This window comes from Sphingomonas kyeonggiensis (assembly GCF_014204495.1).
GTDB lineage: Bacteria > Pseudomonadota > Alphaproteobacteria > Sphingomonadales > Sphingomonadaceae > Sphingomonas > Sphingomonas kyeonggiensis_A.
Genome location: NZ_JACHLN010000003.1, coordinates 374,530 through 399,104 on the forward strand (window position 1 = coordinate 374,530; position 24,575 = coordinate 399,104).

Annotated in this window: 25 protein-coding genes; 14 read left to right on the forward strand and 11 right to left on the reverse strand. The window is 67.6% G+C overall.

The window, feature by feature from the left end; translation table 11 throughout:
• Positions 1 to 8: 8 nt before the first annotated feature.
• The 7 genes from HNP52_RS16030 to HNP52_RS16060 all read left to right on the forward strand — a co-directional run bounded on the left by HNP52_RS16030 (position 9) and on the right by HNP52_RS16060 (position 8,669).
• Positions 9 to 671, forward strand: a complete 663-nt coding sequence (locus HNP52_RS16030) for a FliH/SctL family protein (RefSeq protein WP_184168635.1) — start codon at positions 9 to 11, stop codon at positions 669 to 671.
• A gap of 320 nt (positions 672 to 991) precedes the next feature.
• On the forward strand, positions 992 to 2,599 hold the full coding sequence (fliF, locus tag HNP52_RS16035; protein ID WP_184168636.1) for a flagellar basal-body MS-ring/collar protein FliF: 1,608 nt from the start codon (positions 992 to 994) through the stop codon (positions 2,597 to 2,599).
• A 10-nt stretch (positions 2,600 to 2,609) separates the two neighbouring features.
• The gene (fliN, locus tag HNP52_RS16040; protein ID WP_184168637.1) at positions 2,610 to 2,963 is read left to right on the forward strand and encodes a flagellar motor switch protein FliN; all 354 of its coding nucleotides are present in this window, start codon (positions 2,610 to 2,612) and stop codon (positions 2,961 to 2,963) included.
• 17 nt (positions 2,964 to 2,980) lie between these two features.
• A complete protein-coding gene (locus HNP52_RS16045) occupies positions 2,981 to 4,306 on the forward strand; it encodes a sigma-54 dependent transcriptional regulator (protein ID WP_184168638.1) in 1,326 nt (441 codons plus the stop codon).
• A 37-nt stretch (positions 4,307 to 4,343) separates the two neighbouring features.
• The gene (flhA, locus tag HNP52_RS16050) at positions 4,344 to 6,425 is read left to right on the forward strand and encodes a flagellar biosynthesis protein FlhA (protein ID WP_184168639.1); all 2,082 of its coding nucleotides are present in this window, start codon (positions 4,344 to 4,346) and stop codon (positions 6,423 to 6,425) included.
• Between the two features lie 75 nt (positions 6,426 to 6,500).
• Positions 6,501 to 7,943 carry a flagellar hook-length control protein FliK gene (locus HNP52_RS16055; RefSeq protein WP_184168640.1) on the forward strand — a complete coding sequence of 481 codons (1,443 nt, stop codon included), beginning with the start codon at positions 6,501 to 6,503 and terminating at the stop codon, positions 7,941 to 7,943.
• Positions 7,944 to 7,955: 12 nt separating this feature from the next.
• Positions 7,956 to 8,669: a flagellar hook assembly protein FlgD gene (locus tag HNP52_RS16060; protein ID WP_184168641.1), complete on the forward strand. Its 714-nt coding sequence runs from the start codon at positions 7,956 to 7,958 to the stop codon at positions 8,667 to 8,669.
• Between the two features lie 309 nt (positions 8,670 to 8,978).
• On the opposite strand, the gene HNP52_RS16065 is transcribed toward HNP52_RS16060, so the two are convergent.
• From HNP52_RS16065 to flgF, 7 genes are all read right to left on the reverse strand, one after another.
• The gene (locus HNP52_RS16065; RefSeq protein ID WP_184168642.1) at positions 8,979 to 9,260 is read right to left on the reverse strand and encodes a hypothetical protein; all 282 of its coding nucleotides are present in this window, start codon (positions 9,258 to 9,260) and stop codon (positions 8,979 to 8,981) included.
• Between the two features lie 149 nt (positions 9,261 to 9,409).
• On the reverse strand, positions 9,410 to 9,811 hold the full coding sequence (locus HNP52_RS16070) for a hypothetical protein (protein ID WP_184168643.1): 402 nt from the start codon (positions 9,809 to 9,811) through the stop codon (positions 9,410 to 9,412).
• Between the two features lie 153 nt (positions 9,812 to 9,964).
• Positions 9,965 to 10,822 carry a flagellin gene (locus tag HNP52_RS16075; RefSeq protein ID WP_184168644.1) on the reverse strand — a complete coding sequence of 286 codons (858 nt, stop codon included), beginning with the start codon at positions 10,820 to 10,822 and terminating at the stop codon, positions 9,965 to 9,967.
• Between the two features lie 323 nt (positions 10,823 to 11,145).
• Entirely contained in the window at positions 11,146 to 11,898 is a 753-nt protein-coding gene (gene flgH, locus HNP52_RS16080; protein WP_184168645.1) for a flagellar basal body L-ring protein FlgH, read from the reverse strand.
• Between the two features lie 38 nt (positions 11,899 to 11,936).
• The gene (flgA, locus tag HNP52_RS16085; protein WP_184168646.1) at positions 11,937 to 12,365 is read right to left on the reverse strand and encodes a flagellar basal body P-ring formation chaperone FlgA; all 429 of its coding nucleotides are present in this window, start codon (positions 12,363 to 12,365) and stop codon (positions 11,937 to 11,939) included.
• Positions 12,365 to 13,150 carry a flagellar basal-body rod protein FlgG gene (gene flgG / locus HNP52_RS16090; protein WP_184168647.1) on the reverse strand — a complete coding sequence of 262 codons (786 nt, stop codon included), beginning with the start codon at positions 13,148 to 13,150 and terminating at the stop codon, positions 12,365 to 12,367. Before flgG ends, flgA begins: the two co-directional genes overlap by 1 nt.
• A gap of 29 nt (positions 13,151 to 13,179) precedes the next feature.
• Positions 13,180 to 13,917 carry a flagellar basal-body rod protein FlgF gene (gene flgF, locus HNP52_RS16095; RefSeq protein WP_184168648.1) on the reverse strand — a complete coding sequence of 246 codons (738 nt, stop codon included), beginning with the start codon at positions 13,915 to 13,917 and terminating at the stop codon, positions 13,180 to 13,182.
• Positions 13,918 to 14,031: 114 nt separating this feature from the next.
• On the opposite strand from flgF, the gene HNP52_RS16100 reads away from it, so the two are divergent.
• Genes HNP52_RS16100 through HNP52_RS16115 form a run of 4 tightly spaced genes read left to right on the forward strand, consistent with a single transcriptional unit; the run spans position 14,032 to position 16,593 of the window.
• The gene (locus HNP52_RS16100; RefSeq protein WP_184168649.1) at positions 14,032 to 14,580 is read left to right on the forward strand and encodes a flagellar basal body-associated FliL family protein; all 549 of its coding nucleotides are present in this window, start codon (positions 14,032 to 14,034) and stop codon (positions 14,578 to 14,580) included.
• A complete protein-coding gene (gene fliM / locus HNP52_RS16105; RefSeq protein ID WP_184168650.1) occupies positions 14,577 to 15,596 on the forward strand; it encodes a flagellar motor switch protein FliM in 1,020 nt (339 codons plus the stop codon). The genes HNP52_RS16100 and fliM overlap by 4 nt, the downstream gene beginning before the upstream one ends.
• Positions 15,593 to 15,994: a DUF6468 domain-containing protein gene (locus HNP52_RS16110; RefSeq protein WP_184168651.1), complete on the forward strand. Its 402-nt coding sequence runs from the start codon at positions 15,593 to 15,595 to the stop codon at positions 15,992 to 15,994. The genes fliM and HNP52_RS16110 overlap by 4 nt, the downstream gene beginning before the upstream one ends.
• Positions 15,994 to 16,593: a MotE family protein gene (locus HNP52_RS16115; RefSeq protein WP_184168652.1), complete on the forward strand. Its 600-nt coding sequence runs from the start codon at positions 15,994 to 15,996 to the stop codon at positions 16,591 to 16,593. Before HNP52_RS16110 ends, HNP52_RS16115 begins: the two co-directional genes overlap by 1 nt.
• Before the next feature lie 73 nt (positions 16,594 to 16,666).
• On the opposite strand, the gene HNP52_RS16120 is transcribed toward HNP52_RS16115, so the two are convergent.
• Positions 16,667 to 17,077 carry a hypothetical protein gene (locus HNP52_RS16120; protein WP_221416454.1) on the reverse strand — a complete coding sequence of 137 codons (411 nt, stop codon included), beginning with the start codon at positions 17,075 to 17,077 and terminating at the stop codon, positions 16,667 to 16,669.
• Between the two features lie 139 nt (positions 17,078 to 17,216).
• On the opposite strand from HNP52_RS16120, the gene HNP52_RS16125 reads away from it, so the two are divergent.
• Both HNP52_RS16125 and HNP52_RS16130 read left to right on the forward strand, forming a co-directional pair.
• The gene (locus HNP52_RS16125; RefSeq protein WP_184168653.1) at positions 17,217 to 17,384 is read left to right on the forward strand and encodes a hypothetical protein; all 168 of its coding nucleotides are present in this window, start codon (positions 17,217 to 17,219) and stop codon (positions 17,382 to 17,384) included.
• A complete protein-coding gene (locus HNP52_RS16130; RefSeq protein ID WP_184168654.1) occupies positions 17,384 to 19,207 on the forward strand; it encodes a hypothetical protein in 1,824 nt (607 codons plus the stop codon). Before HNP52_RS16125 ends, HNP52_RS16130 begins: the two co-directional genes overlap by 1 nt.
• Positions 19,208 to 19,593: 386 nt before the next feature.
• Here the strand turns inward: HNP52_RS16130 and HNP52_RS16135 are convergent, their stop codons facing one another.
• From HNP52_RS16135 to HNP52_RS16145, 3 genes are read right to left on the reverse strand one after another with little or no spacing between them, the layout of a single operon-like run.
• Positions 19,594 to 20,502: a flagellin gene (locus tag HNP52_RS16135; RefSeq protein ID WP_184168655.1), complete on the reverse strand. Its 909-nt coding sequence runs from the start codon at positions 20,500 to 20,502 to the stop codon at positions 19,594 to 19,596.
• Between the two features lie 23 nt (positions 20,503 to 20,525).
• Complete coding sequence (gene flgK / locus HNP52_RS16140) at positions 20,526 to 22,607, reverse strand: flagellar hook-associated protein FlgK (protein WP_184168656.1); 2,082 nt, start codon at positions 22,605 to 22,607, stop codon at positions 20,526 to 20,528.
• Positions 22,608 to 22,632: 25 nt separating this feature from the next.
• On the reverse strand, positions 22,633 to 23,991 hold the full coding sequence (locus HNP52_RS16145; protein WP_184168657.1) for a flagellar hook protein FlgE: 1,359 nt from the start codon (positions 23,989 to 23,991) through the stop codon (positions 22,633 to 22,635).
• Between the two features lie 184 nt (positions 23,992 to 24,175).
• On the opposite strand from HNP52_RS16145, the gene HNP52_RS16150 reads away from it, so the two are divergent.
• A complete protein-coding gene (locus HNP52_RS16150; RefSeq protein ID WP_184168658.1) occupies positions 24,176 to 24,568 on the forward strand; it encodes a flagellar biosynthesis repressor FlbT in 393 nt (130 codons plus the stop codon).
• The last annotated feature ends 7 nt before the right edge of the window (positions 24,569 to 24,575 follow it).

Sequence of the window (24,575 nt, forward strand, 5' to 3'; positions counted from 1 at the left end):
CCGATACGATGAGCATGCACGCCCATGTGAATGTCGAGCGCTTCGGCTTCGACCGGATCTTCGCGATCCCGCCGGGCAAGGGCGCGCCGATCGGCCCCGACGCGACGCTGGAAGTGGCGACGCTGCGTGCCGAGCTGGCGCTGCTCCGCTCCGAGCAGGAGTCGGCGCTCGCGCTGGCCCGGGCGCAGGGCTATGAGGCCGGGCTCGCCCAGGCGCGCAACGAACGCGAAGTGGCGCTGCTGAGCGCCGTCGATGCGCTGCAGGCCGGGATCGAGGGCATCGACGCCCGCTTCGGCCAGGTTTCCGAGCGCGTTACCGGCGAAGCCGCCGAAGTGGCGCTCGCCGCCGCCGAACTGATCGCCGGCCGTGCGCTGGAAGTGGCGCCGGGCGCCGCGATCGACGAGGCGATCGGCCGCGCGCTGGGCCAGGTCGCCCGCGGCACCGAGCTGCAGATCCGCGTCCACCCCGACCTGCTCGACGATATCGAGGGCCGCATCGCCGACCGCCAGTCGCGCGACCGCCGCAAGCTCAACCTGATCGTGGTGCCCGACGAGACCATCCCGGTGGGCGATGCCCGTATCGGCTGGGAAGAAGGCGGGCTGGCGCTCGACGCCACGGCGCGGCGCGCGGCGGTGCTCGGCGAGCTCGAGACGCTGCTGAAGGGGGCCTAGGCTTTCTGTTTCAAGACAGGGTTGGGGCCGAACCTCCAACCCTGTCGTCACCCTGAACTTGTTTCAGGGTCCAACTCTCCTCAAACGATATCCGTCGCGGCTCCCTGGATGCTGAAACAAGTTCAGCATGACAGGTAGAGCGAAGCGGCGCCCGTCATCCGAGATTCCGGCTTTCGCCTGGACGGCGATTGAGGGCGGAAAGCCAGCCGGGACAACCGACTAGGCAAAAATTTCCCCCGGCAAAAACTGCCGCCTCCCCCACCCCTCTATAATGATCGCAAGGGGCATCCGCCCCACCAGTTCTCACCCACGGGGCGACATTGGAAGCGATCAAAAATCTCGTAGGCCAGATCGGGCCCAAGCGGCTGATGCTGATGGGAGGCGTGGCGCTTGCGCTGCTCGCCGCCCTCGCCTTCGTCGCTACCCGCGGCTCGAACCCGAGCATGGGTTTCCTCTATACCGACCTTGACCCCTCGGCCGCCTCGGCGATCACCGAGAAGCTCAAGGCGCAGAATGTCGAGTTCCAGCTCTCGGCCGACGGCACCTCGATCATGGCGCCGCAGGACAAGCTGGCCGAGCTCCGCATGAGCCTGGCCGGCGAGAAGCTGGGCGGCAAGATCGGCTATGAGGTGCTCGACGAAGAGCAGCCCTTCGGCGTTTCCGCCAGCCGCGCCAAGATGAACGAGACGCGTGCGATCGAAGGCGAGCTCGCCAAATCGATCCAGACGATCCAGAACGTCGCCGGCGCCCGCGTCCATATCGTGATGCCCGAGCGCGCGATGTTCGCCGAGGAAAGCCGCAAGGCGACCGCGGCGGTCACCGTCAAGACGCGCGGCCGCATCCCCAGCGAGACCGTCGCCTCGATCCGCTACCTCGTCTCCTCCTCGGTCCCCGAGCTTTCGCCCGACGCCGTCTCGGTCGTCGACCAGACCGGCGCGCTGCTCGCCCGTGCCGGCGATCCCGGCACCGCCAGTGCCGGCGACGCCGACGAGCGCCAGCAGGCCGTCGAGGCCAAGCTGCGCGACGAGATCGAGGCGCTGCTCGCGCCGATCGTCGGCCAGGGCAAGGTCCGCGCCGAAGTCTCGGCCCAGATCGACCGCGATCAGTCGCGCGAGGAATCGAACGTCTACGATCCGGACAAGCAGGTCATCTCGCGCCAGGTTAGCGTCGAGACCGGCGAGCAGAACCGCGAGACCGACGCCGGTCCGCAGACCGCCTCGGTCGGCAACCAGTTGCCCGCCGCCCAGATGGGCGCGGCGAACACCCCGGGCGCCTCGCGCCAGTCGGGCAGCAACCAGACTTCGGAAGACACGACCTACGACAACAGCTCGACCAAGACGGTCACCGTCCGCACCCCGGGCAAGGTGACGCGCCTGAGCGTCGCGGTGATGGTCGATGGCGGCGAGAAGGGCCTGGCCCAGCCGCAGATCGATCGCCTCCAGCGCCTGGTCGAGAATGCCGTAGGCGCCGATACCCAGCGTGGCGACAGCGTCGTCGTCGAGAGCATGAAGTTCAACACCGACGACACGCCCGCCGACGCGACGAGCAGCTTCCTGTCGTCGCTGCCGATGGACCGGATCTGGAGCCTGCTCCAGCTGGTGGTGATCGGGGTGGTCGGCCTGGTGGCGCTGCGCATGCTCAAGCCGAAGCCCGCGCCCGCGCTGGAATTCGCCGAGGCAGCACCTGCCCTGCCGACGCACTCGCCCGAGATGCTCGCGCTCGCCGAGCGTGCCGCCGACGGCGACACCGAGGCGATGGCCCAGCTCGAAAACATGGCCCAGGCCGATGTACCGCAGCTCGATCAGGAGATCGCGCTCGCCCAGGTCGACGGCCGCATCAAGCTCTCCGCGCTCAAGCGCATCGGGGACGCGATCTCCGCCAGCCCGCCCGAAGCGGCCTCGGTGATCCGTCAGTGGATGAACGCATAGGATTATGACCATGGACATCGAACCCCACGACATCATCCCCACCGATACCGCGGCTGACCAGCCCGCGCCGGTGTTCGAAGACTTCGATACCCATGGCGGCACGGACACCCATCAGGGTGGCGTCGAAGGCCTGGAAGCCGTGCACGACGTACCGGTCAAGGTGCAGGCAGTGCTGGGCCGGGCCCGCATGCCGATCGGCGACCTGCTGCATCTCGGTGCCGGCACCGTGGTCGAACTCGACCGCCGCGTCGGCGAGCCGGTGGACATCTTCGTCAACGACCGACTGATCGCCCGCGGCGAAGTCGTCCTCATCGACAACGCGCTGGGCGTCACGCTCACCGAGATCGTGCGGGCCGAGAATTGAGCATGGGCCCCATCCGGATGTTGTTGATCGGTGCGCCGGGCAGCGAGTTCCGCCGGGCGGCGGAGCTGGCGCAGGGCGCCGGCGCGGAGGTCACCATGGCCGACGCCCCGGCCCCCGCGCTGGAGACGCTGCGCGAGCAGGGTGCCGATCTCGTCATGATCGACGTGCTGGAAGACGTGGTCGGCTTTCTGGGCGACCTGCGCACCGAGCGTTTCGTCGTGCCGGTCCTCGCCTGCGGCATCTCGGCCCCGGCCGAGCGTGCGGTGGCGGCGATCCGTGCCGGCGCCCGTGACTATGTTCCCCTGCCCCCGCAGCGCGAACTGATCGCCGCGGCCATCGCTTCGGTGGTCGAGCGCCAGAGCCAGGTGCGCATCGGCGGCCATCCCGTGCTGGAACGCGCCATGGCGCTGGCCGGCGCGGTCGCCCCGAGCGGCTCGCCGGTGCTGGTGAGCGGCGGCAAGGGCAGCGGCAAGGAAACGATGGCACGCGAGATCCACCGGCTTTCGGGCCGTGCCGATCCGATCGTCTCGGTCGAATGCGCCGGCGTTGCCGCCGACGTGCTGGAATCCGAACTGTTCGGGCATGAGGCCGGTGCCTTTCCGGGCGCCGCCGCGCGCCGTGTCGGTCGCCTCGAGGGTGCTCGCACCGGCACGATCTTCCTGCGCGAAGTCGGCGCGCTTGCCCCGGCCACCCAGGCCCGGCTGCTCGCCGCGCTGATCGAGAAGCGCTTCCGCCGTCTCGGCGGCGAAGAGGACGTGCCCTTCGAGGCACGGCTGATCGCTTCGACCAGCATGGACCTGGAACTGGCGGTGGAAGCCGGCAGCTTCCGCGAGGACCTGCTCGTCCGCCTGAGCCTGGCCCGCATCGGGGTGCCGCCGCTCACCGAGCATGGCGATGACATCGCCGGGCTGGCCGAGCATTTCATGGAAGAGTTCGCCCAGGCGGACGGCCTGCCCGCCCGCCCGCTTTCGCCGCAGGCGATCGCGGTGCTGCGCGCCTATGGCTGGCCGGGCAACATCCGCGAGCTGCGCGAGTGCATCCACCGTGCCGCGCTGCTGGCCCGTGGCCAGCGGATCGAGGCGGAAGACCTGACCCGCGCCGACGGCTCGCCGCTGGAAGCGATCGTGTCGCTACCCTCGGTCGCCGATGGCCGCATCGAAGTGAACGGGCTGATCGGCCGCACGGTGGAAGAGGTGGAGCGCGAGCTGATCCTCGGCACGCTGGAGCGCTGCCAGGGCAACCGCACCTCGGCCTCGAACATCCTGGGCATCTCGGTGCGCACGATGCGCAACAAGCTGCGCACCTTCATCGAGGGCGGCATCGCCGTGCCGCCCGCGGCCTGAGCCGTTTCACGCTGACCCCAAATAAAGTGAGAGCAGAATGCCTCCCGTTATCGTGAACTTCATGCAGAGGATCGGCGCCAACCGCGACATGGCGCTCGCTGTCGGCGTGATCGCCATCATCGCGATGCTGATCCTGCCGATCCCGGGCTGGCTGCTCGACCTGGGCCTCGCCCTGTCGATCACCGTTTCGGTGATGATCCTGATGACGGCGCTGTTCATCGAGAAGCCGCTGGAGCTCAGCGCCTTCCCGACGATCCTGCTCGTCGCGACGATGCTGCGGCTCGGCCTCAACCTCGCCTCGACCCGCCTGATCCTGACCCACGGCCATGAAGGCCATGATGCCGCCGGCGGCGTGATCGGAGCGTTCGGCGAGTTCCTGATGGGCGGCGAGGTCATCATCGGCCTCACCATCTTCATCATCCTGATCGTCATCAACTTCGTCGTCATCACCAAGGGTGCCGGGCGCATCGCCGAAGTCGCGGCGCGCTTCAGCCTGGACTCGATGCCCGGCAAGCAGATGGCGATCGACGCCGACCTGTCGGCCGGCATGATCAACGAGGACCAGGCCAAGGCCCGCCGCGCCGAAGTCGAAGCCGAGAGCGGCTTCTACGGCGCGATGGACGGTGCCTCGAAGTTCGTGAAGGGCGACGCGATCGCCGGCCTGCTGATCACCGCGGTCAACATCGTCGTCGGCCTGACGATCGGCGTCGTCTCGCACGGCGTGCCGATCGGCGAGGCGTTCCACACCTATACCGTGCTGACCGCCGGCGACGGCCTGGTCAGCCAGATCCCAGCGCTGATCATCTCGATCGCCGCGGGCCTGCTCGTCTCCAAGGGCGGCGTGAAGGGCAAGACCGGCTCGGCGCTCAGCGAGCAGATGGGCCGCTACCCGAAGGCCTTCGGGATGGTCTCGTTCCTGATGGGCGCGCTGGCGATCATGCCGGGCATGCCCTTCCTGCCCTTCGCCATCTTCTCGGCCGCCTCGGGCTTCGCCGCGTGGAAGATGAGCAGGAACGCCGCCGCCAAGACCGCGATGGAGAAGCTCGCCGTCGCGCAGGAGCAGGCCGCCGCCGCCGTGGTCGAGCAGCCGATCTCGCAGACGCTGGCGATCGACGCGGTGCGCATCGAGATCGGCTATGCGCTGCTGCCGATGATCAACGAGGCCGAGCGCGAGCCGCGCCTCGACGACCAGGTCCGCGCGCTGCGCCGCCAGATGGCGACCGACTTCGGCTTCGTCCTCCCCTCGGTCCGGATCATCGACAATATGGGCCTCAAGCCCAACGAATATGTCATCACGATCAAGGAAACCGAGGCCGCGCGCGGCGAGATCCGCATCGACAAGCTGCTGATGATCAACCCGGGCGGCGGCCCGGCCGGCCTGCCCGGCGAGACGACCACGGAACCGGTGTTCGGCCTCCCCGCGCTCTGGATCGATCGCGAGCTGCGCGACGAGGCGAGCTTCCGCGGGCTGACCGTGGTCGAATGCGGCACGATCATCACCACCCACCTGACCGAGCTGGTGAAGGACAACATCGCTGATCTGCTTTCCTATTCGGAAACGCAGAAGCTGCTGACCGAAGTCCACAAGGACTCCGAGAAGCTGGTTGCGGACATCGTGCCCAGCAAGGTCTCGATCTCGAGCGTGCAGCGCATCCTGCAGAACCTGCTGAGCGAAGGCATCTCGATCCGCGACGTGCCGACGATCCTGGAGGGCATCGCCGAGGCTGCGCCGCTGACCAGCAACCTGACCCAGATGACCGAGCATGTCCGCTCGCGCCTGGCACGCCAGATCAGCGCGTCGCAGGTCCGCGGCGAGGCGATCCCCGTCGTCACCCTGTCGCCCGAATGGGACCAGGAATTCGCCGAGAGCATCCTGGGCCAGGGCGACGACCGCCAGCTGGCGATGGCGCCGAGCTCGCTGCACAAGTTCATCCAGCACGTCCGCGAGACCTATGACCGGTTGGCGCAGGACGGCGAGATCCCCTGCCTGCTGACCAGCCCGGCGATCCGCCCGTTCGTCCGCTCGATCATCGAGCGCGTCCGTCCGGCCACCGTCGTGCTGTCGCAGAACGAGATCCATTCCCGCGCCCGCATCCGTGCGCTCGGGACAATTGGATGAGGTCCCGACCCTAGTGGCCGAGACCGTTCTATAAGGAATATTGCGGGCCCAGATGCCCGCCCATGAGGCGCCTGAATGCAGATAAACACGATCGGGTCTCCTACGGGTCTGTTCGGCGCAGGAGGCGCCATTCCCGCAGCCGGTGGCATCGGCTTCGCGGCGCTGCTCGGCGCGCCGGCGAACCCCGCCGCACAGCCGGCCGCCGGCCTCACGCCGCCGCTCGCCGCGAACGACACGCTTGCGCCCGCCACGCCGTTGAGCATGGCGCAGCTGCTCACCACTGCCGCGCCGCTGGCGCCAACGGCAGGTGCGGCCGTGGCGATGCCCGAAGCCCCGCTTGACGCTGCGGTCCCGACCGCAACCGCGCCGGTGGTACAGTTGCCCACCGAGGTGCAGCCGGAAACCGACATGATGCCGGTACCCGTTGCGACGCCGGTAACGGCGGAGCCCGCGGCCCCGGCTCCGACCGGTGACAAGCCGCCCGCGCCGATCGTCGATGCCAAGCCCGCAGCCGGCTCCAAGCCCGTGCTCGCCGAGCCTGCACCCGAGACCGTCGTACCCGCCAAGACGCAGGGCGAAGCGGAGGGCGAAGTCCAGGCCGAGCAGCCCGCCGACGCTCCAAAGATTCCGGTCAAGCGCGGCTCGCGCCAGACCGACGGTGCGGAGAAGCAAGGCGAGATCGATCCCGCCGCAACGCCGGATGCCGCGCCCGTGGCCGGTGACATCGCCGCAGTCGCGATCGTCCAGGCGCCGGTACGCGGGGAAGTCGCGGTGAAGCCGCAACCCACAGCCACGCGCCAGATCGGCGAAGTCGCGACCGGTGGCCGCAAGGCCGATGCCGCGCACGCCGCTGCTTCCGACGCACCCGGCGCCGATACCGCAACCGTGGCCGACAAGGCCTCGAGCGCGGTCTCCGCCATCACGGGCAAGCAGGGCAAGAACGACAATGCAGCCGGCAGCGACGAGCGCGGCCAGGCGCCTGCGTTCACGCTGCGCCCGGACGCCGCCCCGTCGCATGCCGCGCCCACACATGCCGCCACCGATCCTGCTCGCGCCCAGACCGCTCCCGCGGCGGTCGCAGCGGAGCCGGTCGTCGCTGCCCGGCCCGGCCATCTCGGCCAGCAGATGGGTGTAGAGATCGCCCGCAAGGTCGAGGCCGGCGAGGATACGCTGCGCGTCCGCCTGAGCCCGGACAATCTCGGCAAGGTCGAAGTGACGTTGTCGTTCGACGATGGCGGCAAGCTGCACGCCACGGTGCGCGCGGAAAGCGCCCATGCGCTCGATCTGCTCCGCCAGGACATGCCGGACCTCGGCCGCTCGCTCGACCAGGCGGGGATCCGTACCGACGCGCAGAGCTTCCGCTTCGAGAGCCGCAGCGAAGGTGGCAACGCCCAATCGCAGCAGCAGCAGGGCCAGAACGCCTCCGGCAACCAGCTTGCCGGCACTGACGAAACCGACACCAACGACACCGCCTATCGCAGCATCCGCGGCGACGGGCAGGTCGATCTCCTCGCCTAGGAGCGCACCAGCATGACTACCGTCACCAACACGACCAATACGGCTGCGACCAACAGCACCGCGACCGCGAACAGCACCGGGCTGAACGCCGACTTCACGATGTTCCTGAAGCTGCTGACCACGCAGATGCAGAACCAGGATCCGCTGAGCCCGATGGACACCAGCCAGTACACCCAGCAGCTGGTGCAGTACTCGCAGGTCGAGCAATCGATGGCGCAGACCTCGACGCTCAAGGACATCCTGTCGACGCTCGGCACGCAGAACCTGACCCAGGCTTCGTCGCTGATCGGGCGCGCGGTGGAAGTGGACTCGCCGGTCGCGGGCCTGAGCGACACCCAGGCCGCGCAGTGGAGCTGGACGACGCCGCGCACCGCCACGTCGGTCGTCGCGACGATCACCGATGCCTCGGGCAAGGTGGTCGACACGCGCACCGTGGAAGTGAAGGGCGATCAGGGCACCCTCGCCTGGGACGGCCTGACCTCGACCGGAACCGAGATGCCCTCCGGCAAATACTCGCTGTCGATCAAGGCGCTCGACGCCTCGGGCACCGAGATCACCAACACCACGGTGCACAGCATCGGCGTGGTCAACGACGTCCAGCTCGCCAACGGCTCGGTGCTGGTGACGGTGAACGGCAACGAAGTGGATTCGAGCAAGCTCATCCGCATCGGCAACGCGCCCGCCACCAATACCGACACCGGCACGGACACGGGCACCGGCGCATAGGGGAATTCCTGAGGGGCAGGCGTTTGGGAGGCCCCTTCCCGGCCTCTATAATGAAAGAAGAGAGGCGGGCGGACGTATCAATCCCCTCGCGATCCGTCCGCCTCTCTGCCGGCGCCTCGGCGCCCTGTTTTCCTTTCGCTTAAAATAGAGCGGCCCGGTTCCTCCTCCACCGGGCCGCTCTTTTTTTGTGCGCGGCGCAGGCGCCCCGCCTTGCCGATCGGGCGCTCCCGCCCGCTGCCGCCATGCCTTCGGCGCATACGAAAACGGGGCCCCGAAGGACCCCGTCGCCGTTTCACAAGATCGGAAAGATCAGCCGTGCGCAGCGCGCAGCAGCGGCTGCGTCGGCAGCTGGATGATCTGTGCCGGAGCCAGGCCCATGTCCGGGTCCAGCACCTCATAGCCGTCCAGCGTGCAGCCGGGCAGCGCCGCCGGCGCCGTCAGCATCGCAATGCAATCCGCAATCGACGGATCTTCGCGCGGCCCGATCGTGTCGAGCACGTCCGCCAGCGTCATCCCCGGTGCAGCCAGCGCCCGCTCGGCAGCGGCTGCCCACAGCGTGCGGGCGTCCTCCACCGTCAACGAAAGCGTCACCGTGTAGCTGGCGGAAACCCCTGTACCAAACGCCAATTCACCAACGCCCATTTGTCACCCCTGACCCGTTCGTGTGGAATTTGTACCCTAGATGCCGCAAACGCGGCTCCGGGCGTAGTACGGGCAAGCCCGTATGTGTTTTTGCGGAATCAATGGACCCGCGCTTCGGCGCGCCGGCCGAGCTCGCGTGCATGCGCCGCGACCAGGCAGAGCTCGGCATAGAGCCGATCCCAAAAGGGCGCGGGAATATCGAGGGCCGGGCCGCTCGACTGAGTGAGTGCAAGCGCCGCGCAGGGATCCAGGCCGAGGCGGAAACGCGTGGCGAAGACGCCGTCGATATGCTCGTCGGGCAGCGTGTCCGGTACGGCGAGGCGCGCCGACATGATATAGCCCGAGAGCACGTCCACGCCGTAGCCGTCGAGCATCACGCGCGGGCGGCCGAGCATGTCGGGCCGCTCGAGTACCACCAGTGCCCCTGAAGGATGCTCCTCGACGCTCACCTGCAGGCGGCCGCCGAACGCATCCGTGATTTCTCTGATCCTGGGAAACAAGACCTATTCTCCTCTTAGGATCATTATAGAGGCGTCAACCACTATAGACGCGCGAACGCGCCGAAACCGACCCAACAGGCACAAAAAAAGGAGGCCGGGACTTGCGTCCCGGCCTCCTCGTCAGGGCCATAGACTCCAGGGAAAAGTCTGGCCTTAACGGAACAGCGACGTGATGGTCGACGGCGCCTGGTTGGCGATCGACAGAGCCTGCACGCCCAGCTGCTGCTTGACCTGCAGAGCCTGCAGCTTCGCAGATTCCTTGGCCAGGTCGGCGTCGACGAGGTTGCCGATGCCGCCTTCGATCACGTCCGAGAGCTTGCTCGTGAAGGTCGACTGCGCGTCGATCTTGCGCGAGGCAGCGCCCAGCGTGCTGAGGGTGGTCTTCAGGTTGCTCTGGGTGGTGGTGATCGTGTCGATCATCGCCTGAGCCGAAGCCTGGCTGCTGATGTTGCCGCTGGCCGCGATCGTCACCGTGGTGCCGCCAAGGTCGAGACCCTGGTTGGCAACGCTGAGCGAATCCGGATCCCAAGTGGTCGAACCGGTGTTCGAGTCCTTGAGCGACTGGAGAGCGGTCACGGTGCCGCCACCCGAGGCCTTCAGCAGGTTGGTGCCGTTGAAGTCCGACGAGTTGACGATCGTCGTGATCTGGTCACGCAGAGCAACGAAGTCAGCGTTGAGCGCGTCGCGGGTCGCCGTGTCGATGCCGGCGTCAGCAGCCTGGTAGGCCTTCGCCTTCATCTGGTTCACGACGTCCGAGATCTGCTCGGCGCCAGCCACCGCCACGTCGGTCACGCTCTTGGCGCGGCTCAGCGACGAAGACACGGCAGCGAGGCCGCCCATGTCGCCACGCAGGCCCTGAGCAATGGTGTACGAAGCCGAGTCGTCCTTGGTCGACGCAACCTTCAGGCCGGTGTTGATGCGGCTCTGAACCTGCGACAGGCCCTTGTTGGTCTCGTTGAGGCTCTGGAGAGCCGCCATCGCACCGACGTTGGTGTTAACCGAAAATGCCATTGTACTATCCTTCTTGGATCGAGGGGCTGCTTCTGCGGCCCGAACCGGAGACGCCGGCTCGCGACGGAGACATGATCGGTATGTCCCGCATGTTCATTGTGGGAAGAATTATAGGATGACCAAAATTAGTCCGCGAATTTAAATGGTTAGCGAAAGGTTAATTTGAAACCTTGCCGCAAAGCCTCCCGATTTCAGCGACTTGCGCAGGCCGCGATCGAGGCGAGCCGGTCCTCGGAATGCGACCTGGCGGGCACCATGGCCCAAAAGAAAATCGCCCCGCAGCACGGGCTGCGAGGCGATCCTCGTGTCGATGTGGCGACGGCTCAGAAGGGGAAGAGCGCGTCGTAGATCTGCTGGCCCCAGCGCGCCTGCTGCGCGTCGGTGAGCTGGCCCTTGCCGCCATAGATCACGCGCGCCTCGGCAATCTGCGAGTGGCTGATCGAATTGTCGCGGGCGATGTCTTCCGGACGGATGATGCCGGTGACGATCAGCTCGCGCATCTCGAAATTGACGCGCACTTCCTGGCGGCCGCGGATCATCAAATTGCCATTCGGCATCACCTGGGTGACGATGGCGGCCATCGTCATGTTGATCGTCTCGGAGCGCGCGGTAGTGCCGCCGCCGGCGTATTTCGAGCCCGAATTGGTCTCGAGCGCGGCATTGGCATCGGCGCCGAGCAGCTTCTTGACCGGGCTGATGCCGAGCAGGCCGCCCAGGCCGCCGCTCTCGCTGCCGCCGCGGGTGCGCGACGTGTTGTTGCCCAGATCCGCCTTGTCGGCGATCTTGATCTTGATCGTCAGGATGTCGCCGGTCTTGTTCGCGCGCTGATCGCGGAACAGCGCGCCGGCGCCGGTGCGGAACAGCGAGGCGCTACCGCCCTGCTGCTGGGCCACCGCGGCCGGCGTGCCGGTGCGCGTGCGGTCAGCCGGCGCGGCGAGCGACGGCTCGATCTCCGGCATGTCGACCGGCTGCATCTCGGAGAGCTTCGGCGCCTTGCCGACGGCCTTCAGCCGACCGACGGCTCCGCAACCCGAAAGCGTGGCGGCCATCGCCGCAATCAGAATGATCTTACGCATGCTACTTTCCCTGTAAGCTGCAAGTGGACCGTTAGAACTTAGGGCGTGACGATCCGCACGGTGCCCGAGGCCTCGACGACCCCGTCCAGCGTGCGGTTGGTGGCGTTGGCGACGACCCGCACGGCCTCGCCCTTCGAGCCGCCGGCGAGCGCGCGGCCCGCGGCGGTGATGATCAGCGGACCGCTGACGATACGGATCGTCACCGGCTCGCCGCGACGAACCATCTGCGGCCGCATCAGGTCTGCCTGACGCACCACCGTGCCGGCGGGCAGGTTGCGCGCGGCTTCCATGCCGGAAGCCTGATCGATGGTGAGCGCGCCGCGCGCCGAAGCGGCGGGGCGCTGCTCGACCGAGAAGTCGCCCGCCTCGATGCGGTCGCCCTTCTGCACGGCATGGCCGAGCACGGCGACCGGCACGTCCTCCGGCGAACCGAAGGCGAGCAGGGCGAGGCTGAGGAGGTTCAGCATCAGCGCAGCTGGCTGGTGGTGGCCAGCATCTCGTCAGCGGTCTTCACGACGCGGCTGTTCATCTCATAGGCACGCTGCGCGGTGATCAGCGCAGTGATTTCGGCCACCGGATTGACGTTCGAGGCTTCGACAAAGCCCTGCATCAGCGTGCCGAAGCCCGGATCGCCCGGCGCACCGGCGATCGGCGCGCCCGAAGCGGCGGTCTCGAGGAACAGGTTGCCGCCCTTGGCTTCCAGGCCGCCTTCGTTGACGAAGGTGGCGAGCTGGAGCTGGCCGAGCGTCTGCGGGGTGGGATCACCGCCGCCGAGGACGACATCGACCTGGCCGGTCTTCGAGACGGTGACGCTGACGGCGTTCTGCGGCACGGTGATGCCCGGCTGGACCGGGAAGCCGTCCGAATTCACCAGTTCGCCCTGGTCCGACACGCCGAACGAGCCGTCACGGGTATAGCCGGTCGAGCCATCGGGCAGGGTGATCTGGAAATAGCCATGGCCCTGGATCGCCATGTCATACTGGTTGTCGGTCTGCTGGACCGAGCCCTGCTCGTTGATCCGGTAGATCGCGCCGGTCTTCACGCCCGAGCCGATCTGGATGCCGGTGGGGCTGCGCGTCTGCGCGCTGGTCGCCGAACCGGGACGCACGACCTGCTCATAGAGAAGGTCCTGGAACTCGGCGCGCTGGCGCTTGAAGCCGGTGGTGTTCATGTTGGCGATGTTGTTCGAGATCACATCGACATTGGTCTGCTGTGCGAGCATGCCCGTCGCAGCGATGGAAAGCGTACGCATGGTTCAGTTCCTTGTGCTTAGGGCGCGCGTCAGCCGACCCGGCTGAGCTTGTCGATTGCCGACTTGCGCATGTCGTTCATGCTCTGGGAGAGGTTCTGGCTCGTCTGATAGGCACGCAGGATCTCCACCATGTCGGTGGTTTCCTGGATCGCGTTGACGTTGGAGCCTTCGATGCCCCCGGCCATCAGGCGCGTCTCGCCCGCAGGCAGTTCGCGGCCGCCGGTGCCGTTGAACAGGCCGTCGCCGCGCGGATCCACGCCCGCCTCGTCGAACTGCGTCACCGTCAGGCGGCCGAACGGGCCACCCGGACCGTTGATCGTGCCATCCTTGCCGATCTCGATCTGGTTCGCCGCCTCGGCCGGGACGATAATAGGCTTGCCGCCCTCGCCCAGCACCTTGTTGCCGCTCGAGGTGGCGAGTTCGCCGCTGGGCAGCATCTTGAGCTGGCCCGCGCGCGTATAGGCAGTCGAGCCGTCAGGCGCCTGGACCGACAGATAGCCCTGCCCTTCGATCATCACGTCGAGCTGGTTGCCGGTGGGCTGGAAGGCCCCCTGGCTGAAATCATGGACCGCGCCATAATCGAGCACGAACGAAGTCTGCTTCGCGGGCTTCACCGCGCTGTCGGTCTTCTCCACATATTCGCGGAAGACCGGCTGCTCGCGCTTGAAGCCAACCGTGTTCATGTTGGCGAGATTGTTCGCCGCCACGTCCATGCGACGGCGGAGCGCCGTTTCCTGGCTGAGCAGCACATAGGAAGAAATGTCCACCGGACGTCCCTCAAAAAGTTCGCACTAGGCAACAATTGCCGGGCGCTCCTCCTATAATAGAACGAAATGCACCGACGCGGTGTCGGCGTGCAGATTTCGGAAGGTCACCAGGGAATGTCGTCTCCGGAAATCATCGAGGAGGGCGCGGAGGCTGCGAAGGCAGCCAAGCCCAAGTCGAAGAAGAAGCTCATCATCATCGGTGCCGCGGCAGGCGTTCTGCTGCTGGGCGGCGGCGGTGGTGCCGCCTTCCTGTTCTCCGGCTCGAGCGCCAAGGCTGAGGAAGCCAAGAGCGCGCACGGGGAGAAGAAGGAAGAGAAGAGCGCCGAGGGCGGCCACGGCGAAGGCACCGAGAGCGGCAAGGACGCATTCCTCGACGTGCCCGCGATGATGGTGAACCTGCGTTCGCCCGACGGCCAGGCCCGCTTCCTCAAGCTCCACTTCATGATCGTGCCCGGCGACGGTGTCGCCCCGGACGACCTGAAGGAGAAGCTGCCGCTGGTGCTCGACAGCTTCCAGCCCTTCCTGCGCGAGTTGCGCCCCGAGGACCTTTCCGGCTCGGCCGCCGTCTTCCGCATCAAGGAAGAGATGATGGTTCGCGCCACGGCCACGCTGGGCGACGGCCAGGTGAAGGACATTCTGATCCAGGATCTGGTGCAGCAATGATCGATCTCGAGGATTTCGACCTCCCCGATCCCCCCGCCCCTCCGGGCGATATGGGCGGCGGCAGCTTCGACCAGGCCGATATCGACGCGCTGTTCGGCGATTTCGGGCCCACGGTCGGCAAGAAGGGCCTTCGCGCCGTCATCGAGTCCAAGGTCATCAGCCACGAGCGTCTGCCGATGCTCGAAGTGGTGTGCGACCGCGTCGTCCGCACCTTTGCGAGCTCGATGCGCAACCTGACCTCGGACGGCGTGGACGTGAGCCTGGAGGAAGTGACTTCCACCCGCTTCGGCGAGTTCATGAACCGGGTCGCGCTGCCGGCGATGGTGGGCGTGTTCAAGATCGAGGAATGGGAAAGCTACGGTCTCGTCACCGTCGATTCCGGCCTGATCTATTCGGTGGTCGACGCGCTGCTCGGCGGTCGCGGCGGCGGTTCGCCGGTGGTCATCGACGGTCGCGCCTTCACCACGATCGAAACCGGTCTGGTATCGCGCATGCTCAGCCTGGCGCTTGCCGACTTCTCCGAGGCCTTCGCGCCGATCGAAGAAGTGAACATGAACCTGGAGCGCATCGAGACCAATCCGCGCTTCGCCGCGATCGCCGGCGTCTCCAACATCTGCGCCACCGCGACCTTCCGGGTCGACATGGACGGGCGCGGCGGACGGTTCACCCTGGTGTTCCCCTACGCGACGCTCGAACCGGTGCGCGACAAGCTGCTCCAGCGCTTCATGGGCGAGAAGAGCGGCCGCGACAGCATCTGGGAGGCCCATATGGCCGCCGAGGTGCGCAAGACCAATGTGTCGATGAGCGTGCTGCTCGGCGAGAAAGCCATGTCGATCGCCGACCTGCGCAGCCTCGAGATCGGCCAGACCATCGCGCTCCACAAGAGCCCCGACGACGCACTCGATATTGCCTGTGGCGGCGTGAAGCTTGCCCAGGGCCAGATCGGCCAGCGCAGCGGCAAGGTTGCCGTGCGCCTGATCAACGACGTTTCCTCCGACAAGAAGGTGAAGCAATGAGCATCGCGCTACTCGCCAATGTGCTGACGATCATCCTGTGCATGGCCGTGCTCGTGCAGAGCGTGCGGATGATGAAGAGCCTGCGCACCGTCAAGGACGGCGCGCTCACCCAGGTCGTCGAAGCTCTGCAGGTCGCCACCGTCCAGGCCCGCGCCGTGCTTTCGGATATGAAGCACACGCTCGGCACGGATTGCGCCCGCCACGCCCAGCTGGTCGAGCGCGCCCGCGAACTGCGGGACGAGCTGAGCCTGATGACCGGTCTGGCTGATTCCGCGGCCGAGCGGATCGTCAGCGCGGTCGGCATGGCCAATGCCCAGCGCCACGCCCGTGAAGACGCCGAGACCGTCGAGACCGACAGCGAAGGCGAGACGGCCGCTCCCGTGGCGGAAGCCGCGTAATGGCCCGCCCCTCCCTCCTCCTCCTCACCGCCGGCGTCGCCGGGATGGCGGTGGTCGCCAATGCGGCGACGATCGCCACCGGCCAGCAGGACAGCAGCGCGAACACCACGCGGCTGGGCAATGCGATCACCCAGGACATGAACGACCGCGACGCCGCGGCCGCACGCCGCAAGCGCGGGCTCGACCTGCGCGAACAGGCGGCCAAGGCCGCCACGGCGCGGCTCGCCGCCGATGCGGAGGCGCGCAAGAAGCAGGATGAAGCGCAGCAGATGGCGGGCGGCCCGAACGGCGCCCCGGGCGCCGCGCCGAACCCCGCGGACTCGCAGTTCGACGAGCTGGCCCGGATCTACCAGGCGATGAAGCCCAAGGCCGCGGCCGTGGTCTTCGAGCAGCTCGACATGGAAGTGCAGATGAAGGTCGCGCAGCGCATGCGCGAGCGCTCGACCGCGATGATCATGGCGGCGATGACGCCCAAGGGCGCCGCTTCGCTGAGCATGGCATTGGCGCGCCGCAATGCCGGTCACGCCCAGGCACAGCCCCAGGCTGTAGCAGCTGCGCCCCGCCAGGCAACCGGCCCGGCCCAGGCCGCGCGCCGCTGAGTTGAAGCAAAAGAAAAGGGCCACCCCGGCGCCGTGCCGGGGTGGCCCTTTTCTTTTGCGCGCTGTGAACCGGTCAGCCGGTGCGAGCATCGACCTCGACGATCAGCACGCGGACCAGGCCGGGTTCGGCAGCCTTGAGCGCGGCGGTCAGGTCATGATCGAGCTGCTGTGCATCGACGGCGCGGAGTGCCGAGGCGTTGAGCCGCGCGAACTCGAGGCCCGCCGCGACCGTCGCGGCGCGCAGAACCGGCATCTCGCCGTTCAGCTTGGTGGCCGTTTCCGCCGTGCCGGCATCGATGACCAGCTTGAAGCGCAGCACGCCGTTGACCCGGTCCGCATCGATGATCGGCACGGTGACTTCTTCCATCTGCACGAGGTGCAGCCCCTCGCCCGCGGCGCCACCGCCGGAGGCCAAAGCGCCGCCACCCGGCATCGGCAAAGCCGCAAGCCCAAGCGCTACCAGCGTTTCGCGTCGCAAAATCATGCCCTCCGATATCGGTACATGGCGCCGCGCGGGCGCCCATCACTCTATAATAGAATGAAATCAGTGAGCAGGTGACGAGTTGAGCCACGATCAGCGCCCGGGAAAGATGCGTGTCGTCAGCGATGGGGGGCATCCGAATGTGCGGACCACCATCGAGGGCACCGCGGAAGTCGTCAGGCCACGCCCGGCTCCTGTCGCGGCACCGGCCAAGCCGGCGCTGCCGATGATGCCAGCCATCCTGTTCCTGCTCGCCTGCATCGGTGGCGGCATCGCCATCGTCGTCATCCGTCCATTCGGGCTCGGCTGATGCGCAGCTTCTTCCTCATCCTCGCCGCCGGCACCACGACGGCGCCCGCCACGACCGCACCGACGGTCCATGGCGGCGATGCCGCGCATGCCGCGGCTCCTGCACCCGCGCCCGCGGCCGCAGCCGGCGCCACGCCGCCGGCGACCATCCCGAGCGTCGCCCTGCCCCGCTTCGCCGCCACGCTGGCACAGATGCCGATGATCACCGGCGGCGACGGCTGGAGCGGCGTGACCGGCACCCAGGCCTGGCACCAGCTCGCCACCGCGACGCCCGATACCCGCCAGTCGGTCCGCTGGAACTATGCCAAGGGCCTGATCGCCGCCGAGCGCGGTGCCGAGGCGCTAGGCGTGCTCGAGGCGATGCGTCTCGCCGATACGGACCTGGCGCTGGTTGCACCCTATCAGCTTGCCCGCGGCGCCGCGCTGACCATGCTCGGCCGCGATGCCGAGGCGGTGGCATCGCTGAGCAGCGCCGAGCTTGTCGGCAATCCCGAGGCCTGTGCCTGGCGGATGCGCGCGCTTGCCCATTCGGGTGCTGCCGCGGAAGCCGTCGGCCAGATCGAATGCGCCCGCGTGGCGATCAACGCCCGCGCCCCGCGCGACCGGGTGGACTTCATGCTGGCCGCCGCCGGCGCCGCGATCGATGTCGGCCAGCCCCAGCCCGCGCTGCAATGGCTCGGCCTGTTCAGCGACCGGAACCCCGATGCGAACCTGCTGCGCGGCCGTGCGCTGCTCGCGAAAAACGACCTCGCCGGCGCACGGCTGAGATTCGAACGCGCGGCGCTGACCGGCTCATCCGAGGTCAAAGCGGGCGCAAAACTGGGGTCGATCCAGGTTTCGATCGACGGCCACTCGATCAGCCCGGCCGACGCGATCAAGCAGCTCGACGCACTGCGCTTCGGCTGGCGCGGCGGCCCGGTGGAGCGGCGCGCGCTGACCATCGAATATGGCCTGGCCAAGGACGCCCAGGACCTGCGCACCGAGCTGAAGAGCGGCGCCACGCTGCTGCGCTATTTCAAGCTCGGCGCCCAGGCCGGCCCGATGCTCGCCGAACTCCAGCAGACCATGATCTCGGTACTGGCGCCGGAAAGCGGCGTGCCGCTGCCCCAGGCGGCCGGCCTGTACTGGGACTATCGCGAACTGGCCCCGGCGGGCGGCGACGGCGACCTGCTCGCCAACCGGCTCGCCGACCGGCTGCAGACCGCGGGCCTCTACGCCCGCGCCGCCGAACTCCTCACCTACCAGCTCACCCAGCGCGCGCAGGACGTGGCGCAGGGCCCGCTGTCGGTGCGCGTCGCGACGCTGCAGATCCTCGCCGGCCGCCCCGACCTGGCGCTCAAGGCGCTGCAGAACAGCGAGCAGCCCAGCTATTCCGACCAGATGCGCTGGGACCGCAAGCGGATGGAAGCCGTGGCGCTTCACCGGCTCGGCAAGGACGACGCCGCGGCAGCCGCGCTGGACGGCGTGCCGGACGGCGCTGCGGTGCGTGCCGAGATCCACTGGCGCACCCAGGACTGGGGCAGCTTCGTCACCGAGAGCGAGAAGAGCCTGCCCGCCGCCAAGGGCGCGCTGGGCGCGCCGCAACAGGCCGCGGTGCTGCGCTATGCCGTCGCGCTGGCGATGACCAATCGCGAGGACAAGCTGCGCGCCCTGCAGGGCCGCTATGCCGCCGCGTTCAAGGGCCTGCCCAGCGCCGGCGCCTTCGACATGCTGACCGCCAGCATCGACAGGATCGATCCGACCAAGCTGGACGCCGCGATCGCCGCGATCCCCGAGGCGAGCCCGGCCGGCGCGATCGGCGACCTGCTCGACGCGGGGGGCTGAGGGCGCACCGCGATCGTAGCGGATCCCCGGCGAAGGCCGAGGTCGAGAGTCACGAGCGACACTGCAGAGAAACCCTGGGCCCCGGCTTTCGCCGGGGAACCGCAGGTATCCATGGGCTGCACCCGCCTATTCGACATGAAGAAAGAGCGGCCGGGACTGGATCCCGGGCGGACCTAGCCAATCATGCGAAATCCTACATTGCAAGGAACTGGTGCTCCCCGGCGAAAGCCGGGGCCCAGGGCCACAAGCGACACCGCAGAGAAACCCTGGGCCCCGGCTTTCGCCGGGGAAGCGAGGGAATGGCGGCGAACCGAGCCCAAACGGAAAAGGCCGGGCATCGAGCCCGGCCTTTTGCTTGCCAACCCGTCATCGGGCCGGAATATGAATTACTTCAGATAGTTGGTCAGGTTCAGGCCCGAGAGCTGGGCGAAGACCGAGTAGCTGGCCTCGAGCACGCTCTTCTGCTGGGCGAGGTCGATCGCGACCTGGCCGAGATCGGCATCCTCATTCTCCTGGATCACGTTCTTCAGCACCAGCCCGCGCTCCTCGCCGCGCGAGGCGAGCGTGTCGACCTGGTTCTGCTTGCGGCCGTTCTCCGCATTGACGGCACGCAGGTCGCCAAGGCCGGTATCGAGCTGCGACACCGCCTGCTTGATCGCGTCCATCTGGGTATCGGTGATCTTGGTGCCGATCGCGCCGGCACCACCGAGCGTGCGGAACGCCTCGTAGAGATTGGCGCCGATCTCGCTGGCGCCAACGCCGTACTTGACGTCCACGCCTTCCCCGACACGGGCATTGGCGCGCACCGTGTCGTTGTGGAAGGCAGCGCTGCCCGGCGTGGCCGCCGCATCGGCGAGCGTGTCCACCGAGAAGGGCGCCTGGTCGATCTGGCTGCCACCGAACAGCGGCGTGCCGCCTTCCGAGGCGTTGAGCGAAGTGCGGAACTGGTCGAACGCCTGCTGGATCGCTTCCTGCAGGCCGGCTGCATCGCCGGTGCCGACCGCGTTCATCAAGCTGGTGCGCAGGTCCGTGGTGGCATCCTCGATACCTTCCATGTTCGCCTGGTAGAGCGAGAGCGTGGTGCCGACGCGCTTGGAGACGGTCGACTGCGCTTCCTGGCGCGCGAGCAGCGTGTGCGCCGACAGGTTGCGCACGGACTCGGTGCCGAGATCGGCGAAGGTCGCGGCCTTCTTGCCGGTCGAGAGCTGGGTCTGCGTGTTCGCGAGCTTTTCCTGCGCGCGCATGATCGCGCTGGACATGGTGCTCTGGAGCGGAATGGTGGCGACGCGGGTCATGGGTCTTCCCTTCTTTCTGGCCCTTAGCGGAGCATGCCGAGGAGCGTGTCGTACATGTCGTTGGCGGTGGTGATCACGCGCGCGGCGGCCGAATAGCTGTTCTGCAGCACCACCATCTGCGAGAGTTCCTCGTCGATGTTGACCCCGGCGAAGCTGTCGCGGCGGTTGATCGCATCGGCACTGCGTGCCGAGGCATCGGCGAGCTTGCCCTGCGCCTGGTTCGCATCGAGGCCGATCCGGCCCATCAGGTTGCTGGCAAAGGCATCAACCGTGGACTTGCCATCCTTGCCGAGATCGATCGCGCTGCCGAGCTTGTTGACGAAGGCAGTCGCCCCGCGCGTATCGCCCGAGCCGAGCGCCTTGGCGCCGACCGCGACGTCCTGCAGCTGGGCAAGCCCGAGCCTGGACGGATCGGCCAGGATCTCCGGCCGCACCTGCGCCATGCCGAGCCCGCTCGATGCACCGGTGAGGTTCATCATCTGCGAGAAGGAGCGGCCGGTGCCGAAGCGATTGGTCGAGTCCGCCGGGATCGACAGCGTCGCGCCCGCGACGTTCGCCGACGGCTGGAAGCGCATGCGGCCTGCATCGTCGAGCGAGAAGGTACCGAAATTGGCGAGCGGGCTGGCGTTGAGGTCGTTGACCATGTCGCCGACGCTGCCGCCGGCGGCAGGCGCCAGCGTATAGCTGGTCAGCGCCCGGCCCGAGCTGTCGCGCAGCACGATCTGGGCGGTCTCGCCAGTGGCGAAACCATGCGGATCGCTGGCGACGAGGCCCGAGGGGACCAGCGAGCTGGTGTCGCTGCGGACGAGGTCGTTGAGGCCGAAGAACTGCGAGACCCCCTGCCCGGCGCGCGCGCTGGGCTTGGTCGGATCCTGGCCGACGGCCACGCCGTTGCCCGCGCCGGCGGCGGTGATGGTCAGCTTGCCGTCGACGAAGCTCGCCGTGCCGGCGCCGCCCAGGCCCGTATTGATCGCGTTGACCATGTCGTCGACCGTTGCGGTCGGGCCGAGCGCGTCGAAATCGACCTTGGTGCTGGCGACGAGCGTGCCGTCGGCCTTGGTAACGGCGAAGGTGGCCGCGCCGGTGAAGCCCAGCCGGTCGGTGCCGACCAGGCCGCTGTTGCGGCCGGTGAGGCTGGCGGGCGGCGGCACGGTGCTGCTGGCGTTCGAAACCGCATTCAATGCCTGGGACAGGCCGGTGAACAGCGTGCCGAGCTGCTCCTGCACCGCCGGCAGCGCACGATCGCGCAGATCCAGCAGGCCGCCGAGCTTGCCGCCGATCGCGGCGGAATCGATCTTGTCGCCGGTCGCCGCATCGGGCTGGGCCAGGCGGATCTCGATCGGGGGATAGGTGGCCTGCGAGACCGAGCCGCTGCTCGGATAGTTGAGCTGGCGCAGGCGCTTGTCGAGCAGGGTCTGGCCATTGCCGGTCTCGATCGAGACGCGGCCGTCCGGCTGCTCGCGGATGGTGACCTGCATCAGGCCGCTCAGCTCCTCGAGCGCGCTCATCCGCTGATCGGCGGCACCGCCGGCGCTGCGGCCAAGGCCGGTCGCCTGGGCGATGGTGCCGTTCAGGTCATGGATGCGCTGGAGCAGCGAGTTGATCTTGTCGACCGAATAGCCGACTTCCGACTCCACGTCGGAGCGCAGCTGGGACACGTCCTTGTCCATCTGCTGCATCGAAGTGATCGCGTCCTGCACGTCGTTGGTGAACTGGGCCACCGTCTGCGTGGAGGCGAGCGAGCCCGTCATCGCCACGGCCGAGGCCGAAACGTCGTCGAGGCGCGCGGACAGGCCGGACTTGCTGCCCGGCTGGCCGAGCAGCGCCTGCATGCGATCGAGATAGTTGGAAACGACTTCCGCGCGGCCGAAATCGCCCGCGCGGCTGTAGACCGTGGCTTCGAGGAACTTGTCAGCGACGCGGGTGGGTTCGCCCACCACCACGCCGCTGACCTGCCCCGCGACGACGCCCGTGGTGAGGCTGACGCGCTCGCGCGCGTAGCCGGCCACCCCGACATTCGCGATGTTGTTGGAAACCGAGCGAAGTCCGGCCTGAGCAGCTGTCAGGCCGGAAATCGCGGTACCGAGAATGTCGTTGAGCGCCATGATCCCCTGCGTTCAGTCTAGTGTTTTAGCGCTTCAGGTCGCTGACTTCGCGCAGCATGTCGTCGACCGTCGTGATGATCTTCGACGACGCGCTGTACGCGCGCTGGAAGCGGATCATGTTGGTGAACTCGCTGGCGAGATCGACCGTCGAGGCTTCGAGCGAGTTCGGCGCGATCGCGCCCGCACCGAGTTCACCCGGCTCGTTCAGCGTGAAGCCGCCCGAGGTACGGCTGGCGGTGTAGGCGTTGCCCGACACGCGAGTGAGGCCATCCGGGTTCTGGAAGGTCGCCAGCGGGAGCTGGAAGACCGCGCGGGTGGTGCCGTCGTCGAATACCGCGTTGACGACGCCGTCCTTGGTGATTTCGATCTGCGACAGGTTGCCCAGCGTGCCGCCATCGGTGTTGCCCGAGATCAGCGAGCTCGGCTGGCCGAACTGGGTGAGACCGTCGATCTTGCCGTCGCTGCCCAGTTCGAGCTTGATCGGCACCGAGGACGCCTGGTTGGCATAGGTGATGTTCAGCGCGCTGTTCAGCCAGCTGCCCGACGGGAGGTCGAGGCTGCCGTCCGGCTTGAAGTTGACATCGCCGCCGGCGATGAAGCCGTTGGTGCTGGCGACGGCCGGGGTCACGCTGGTGTCCATGACGTCGGCGGCCGGGACCGAATAGACTTCCGCCTTCCACGCGTTCGGGCCGGTCTTGATGAAGGCCATGTTCAGCGTGTGCGAACCGCCCTGCTGGTCATAGACGGTGAACGAGCGCTGGAACTGGTTCTCGGTCTTCGGCGTGTAGGTGTTGTCGGCCGCATATTTCGCCAGGTCGCCGGTGGCATAGGTGGCGGCAGCGGGCGAGACCTCGGTCGCGGTGTTGAGGTTGATGCGCGCCTGGATGCGCGACGTCGCCGCCGCGGTGCCGGTCAGGTCGCTGACGCGGATCGCTTCCAGGTCGTCGATATTGCCGGTGTTGTTGTACTTGCCCTCAGCATCGAGGCGATAGCCGTACAGGTACAGGCCGGTCGCCGGGTTCTTCAGGAAGCCTTCCTCATCGGCGCGGAACGAGCCGGCGCGGGTGAAGGCGACTTCGCCCTGGCCGCCCGAGGCGGTGCGGGTGACGAAGAAGCCCTTGCCGTCGATGGCGATGTCGGTGCTGCTGCTCGAAGCCTGCATCATGCCCTGCTTCGAGATCATCGCGGTCGGCGCGGCGACGACGCCGCCAGCCGAATAGCTCGAACGGGCACGGCCGTCCGTGACCATCGTCTTGAACTGGGCTTCGACGCCCTTGTAGCCGATGGTGTTGATGTTGGTGATGTTGTCGGCAACCGCTGCCATCGCGCTGGACTGCGCGTTGAGACCGGAAACGCCGGCATAGAGAGCGGAATAGAGGCTCAAGACGAATACTCCCTCGATGCCCGCGAAACGCGCACGGGCCCACGCCCCAATTGTAGGATGAGCGCGGCGCGGACCCCAACAAAGGCGCAAATAAGATTCGATGGGCAAAAATTGCCGGGTGCGCGCACGCTGCCCCGCAAACACATCCTATAATGCAGCCAAACGAACGAAAGGCTGTTTCCCAATGCTTCGCATCACGCTTCGCGATGGCGAGAAGGCAATCGTCAACGGCGCGGTGATCCGTGCGGTGGGCCGCACCCAGATCGCCGTGGAGAACAAGGTGTCCATCCTGCGCGGGCGCGAGATCATGCGCCCCGAGGAAGCGACCACCCCGGCGCGCCAGCTCTATTTCGCCGCCATGCTCGCCTATATCGACCCGGCCAGCCGCGACAGCCACCACGACGCCGTGGTCGGGCTGGTCGGCGCGCTGATCGCCGTGCTCGGCACGCAGGACGCCAAGTCGGCCTGCATCCGCTTCGCCAGCGAGATCGCCCAGGGCGAATATTACAAGGCCCTGGCGACCGCGCGCGAAGTGATCGCGTTCGAGGACGCCGTGCTCGCCCAGCAGGCCGCCTGAGGCTATA

Excerpts from the sequence above, each read along its gene's own strand:
- HNP52_RS16055 (WP_184168640.1), top strand. The coding sequence starts at position 6,501 with ATGCAGATAAACACGATCGGGTCTCCTACGGGTCTGTTCGGCGCAGGA.
- HNP52_RS16115 (WP_184168652.1), top strand. The coding sequence starts at position 15,994 with ATGGCCCGCCCCTCCCTCCTCCTCCTCACCGCCGGCGTCGCCGGGATG.
- HNP52_RS16045 (WP_184168638.1), top strand. The coding sequence starts at position 2,981 with ATGTTGTTGATCGGTGCGCCGGGCAGCGAGTTCCGCCGGGCGGCGGAG.
- fliN (WP_184168637.1), top strand. The coding sequence starts at position 2,610 with ATGGACATCGAACCCCACGACATCATCCCCACCGATACCGCGGCTGAC.
- HNP52_RS16110 (WP_184168651.1), top strand. The coding sequence starts at position 15,593 with ATGAGCATCGCGCTACTCGCCAATGTGCTGACGATCATCCTGTGCATG.
- fliM (WP_184168650.1), top strand. The coding sequence starts at position 14,577 with ATGATCGATCTCGAGGATTTCGACCTCCCCGATCCCCCCGCCCCTCCG.
- flgG (WP_184168647.1), bottom strand. The coding sequence starts at position 13,150 with ATGCGTACGCTTTCCATCGCTGCGACGGGCATGCTCGCACAGCAGACC.
- HNP52_RS16130 (WP_184168654.1), top strand. The coding sequence starts at position 17,384 with ATGCGCAGCTTCTTCCTCATCCTCGCCGCCGGCACCACGACGGCGCCC.
- flhA (WP_184168639.1), top strand. The coding sequence starts at position 4,344 with ATGCCTCCCGTTATCGTGAACTTCATGCAGAGGATCGGCGCCAACCGC.
- flgK (WP_184168656.1), bottom strand. The coding sequence starts at position 22,607 with ATGGCGCTCAACGACATTCTCGGTACCGCGATTTCCGGCCTGACAGCT.
- flgH (WP_184168645.1), bottom strand. The coding sequence starts at position 11,898 with ATGCGTAAGATCATTCTGATTGCGGCGATGGCCGCCACGCTTTCGGGT.
- flgA (WP_184168646.1), bottom strand. The coding sequence starts at position 12,365 with ATGCTGAACCTCCTCAGCCTCGCCCTGCTCGCCTTCGGTTCGCCGGAG.
- HNP52_RS16100 (WP_184168649.1), top strand. The coding sequence starts at position 14,032 with ATGTCGTCTCCGGAAATCATCGAGGAGGGCGCGGAGGCTGCGAAGGCA.
- HNP52_RS16075 (WP_184168644.1), bottom strand. The coding sequence starts at position 10,822 with ATGGCATTTTCGGTTAACACCAACGTCGGTGCGATGGCGGCTCTCCAG.
- HNP52_RS16150 (WP_184168658.1), top strand. The coding sequence starts at position 24,176 with ATGCTTCGCATCACGCTTCGCGATGGCGAGAAGGCAATCGTCAACGGC.
- HNP52_RS16060 (WP_184168641.1), top strand. The coding sequence starts at position 7,956 with ATGACTACCGTCACCAACACGACCAATACGGCTGCGACCAACAGCACC.
- HNP52_RS16135 (WP_184168655.1), bottom strand. The coding sequence starts at position 20,502 with ATGACCCGCGTCGCCACCATTCCGCTCCAGAGCACCATGTCCAGCGCG.
- HNP52_RS16120 (WP_221416454.1), bottom strand. The coding sequence starts at position 17,077 with ATGATTTTGCGACGCGAAACGCTGGTAGCGCTTGGGCTTGCGGCTTTG.
- HNP52_RS16030 (WP_184168635.1), top strand. The coding sequence starts at position 9 with ATGAGCATGCACGCCCATGTGAATGTCGAGCGCTTCGGCTTCGACCGG.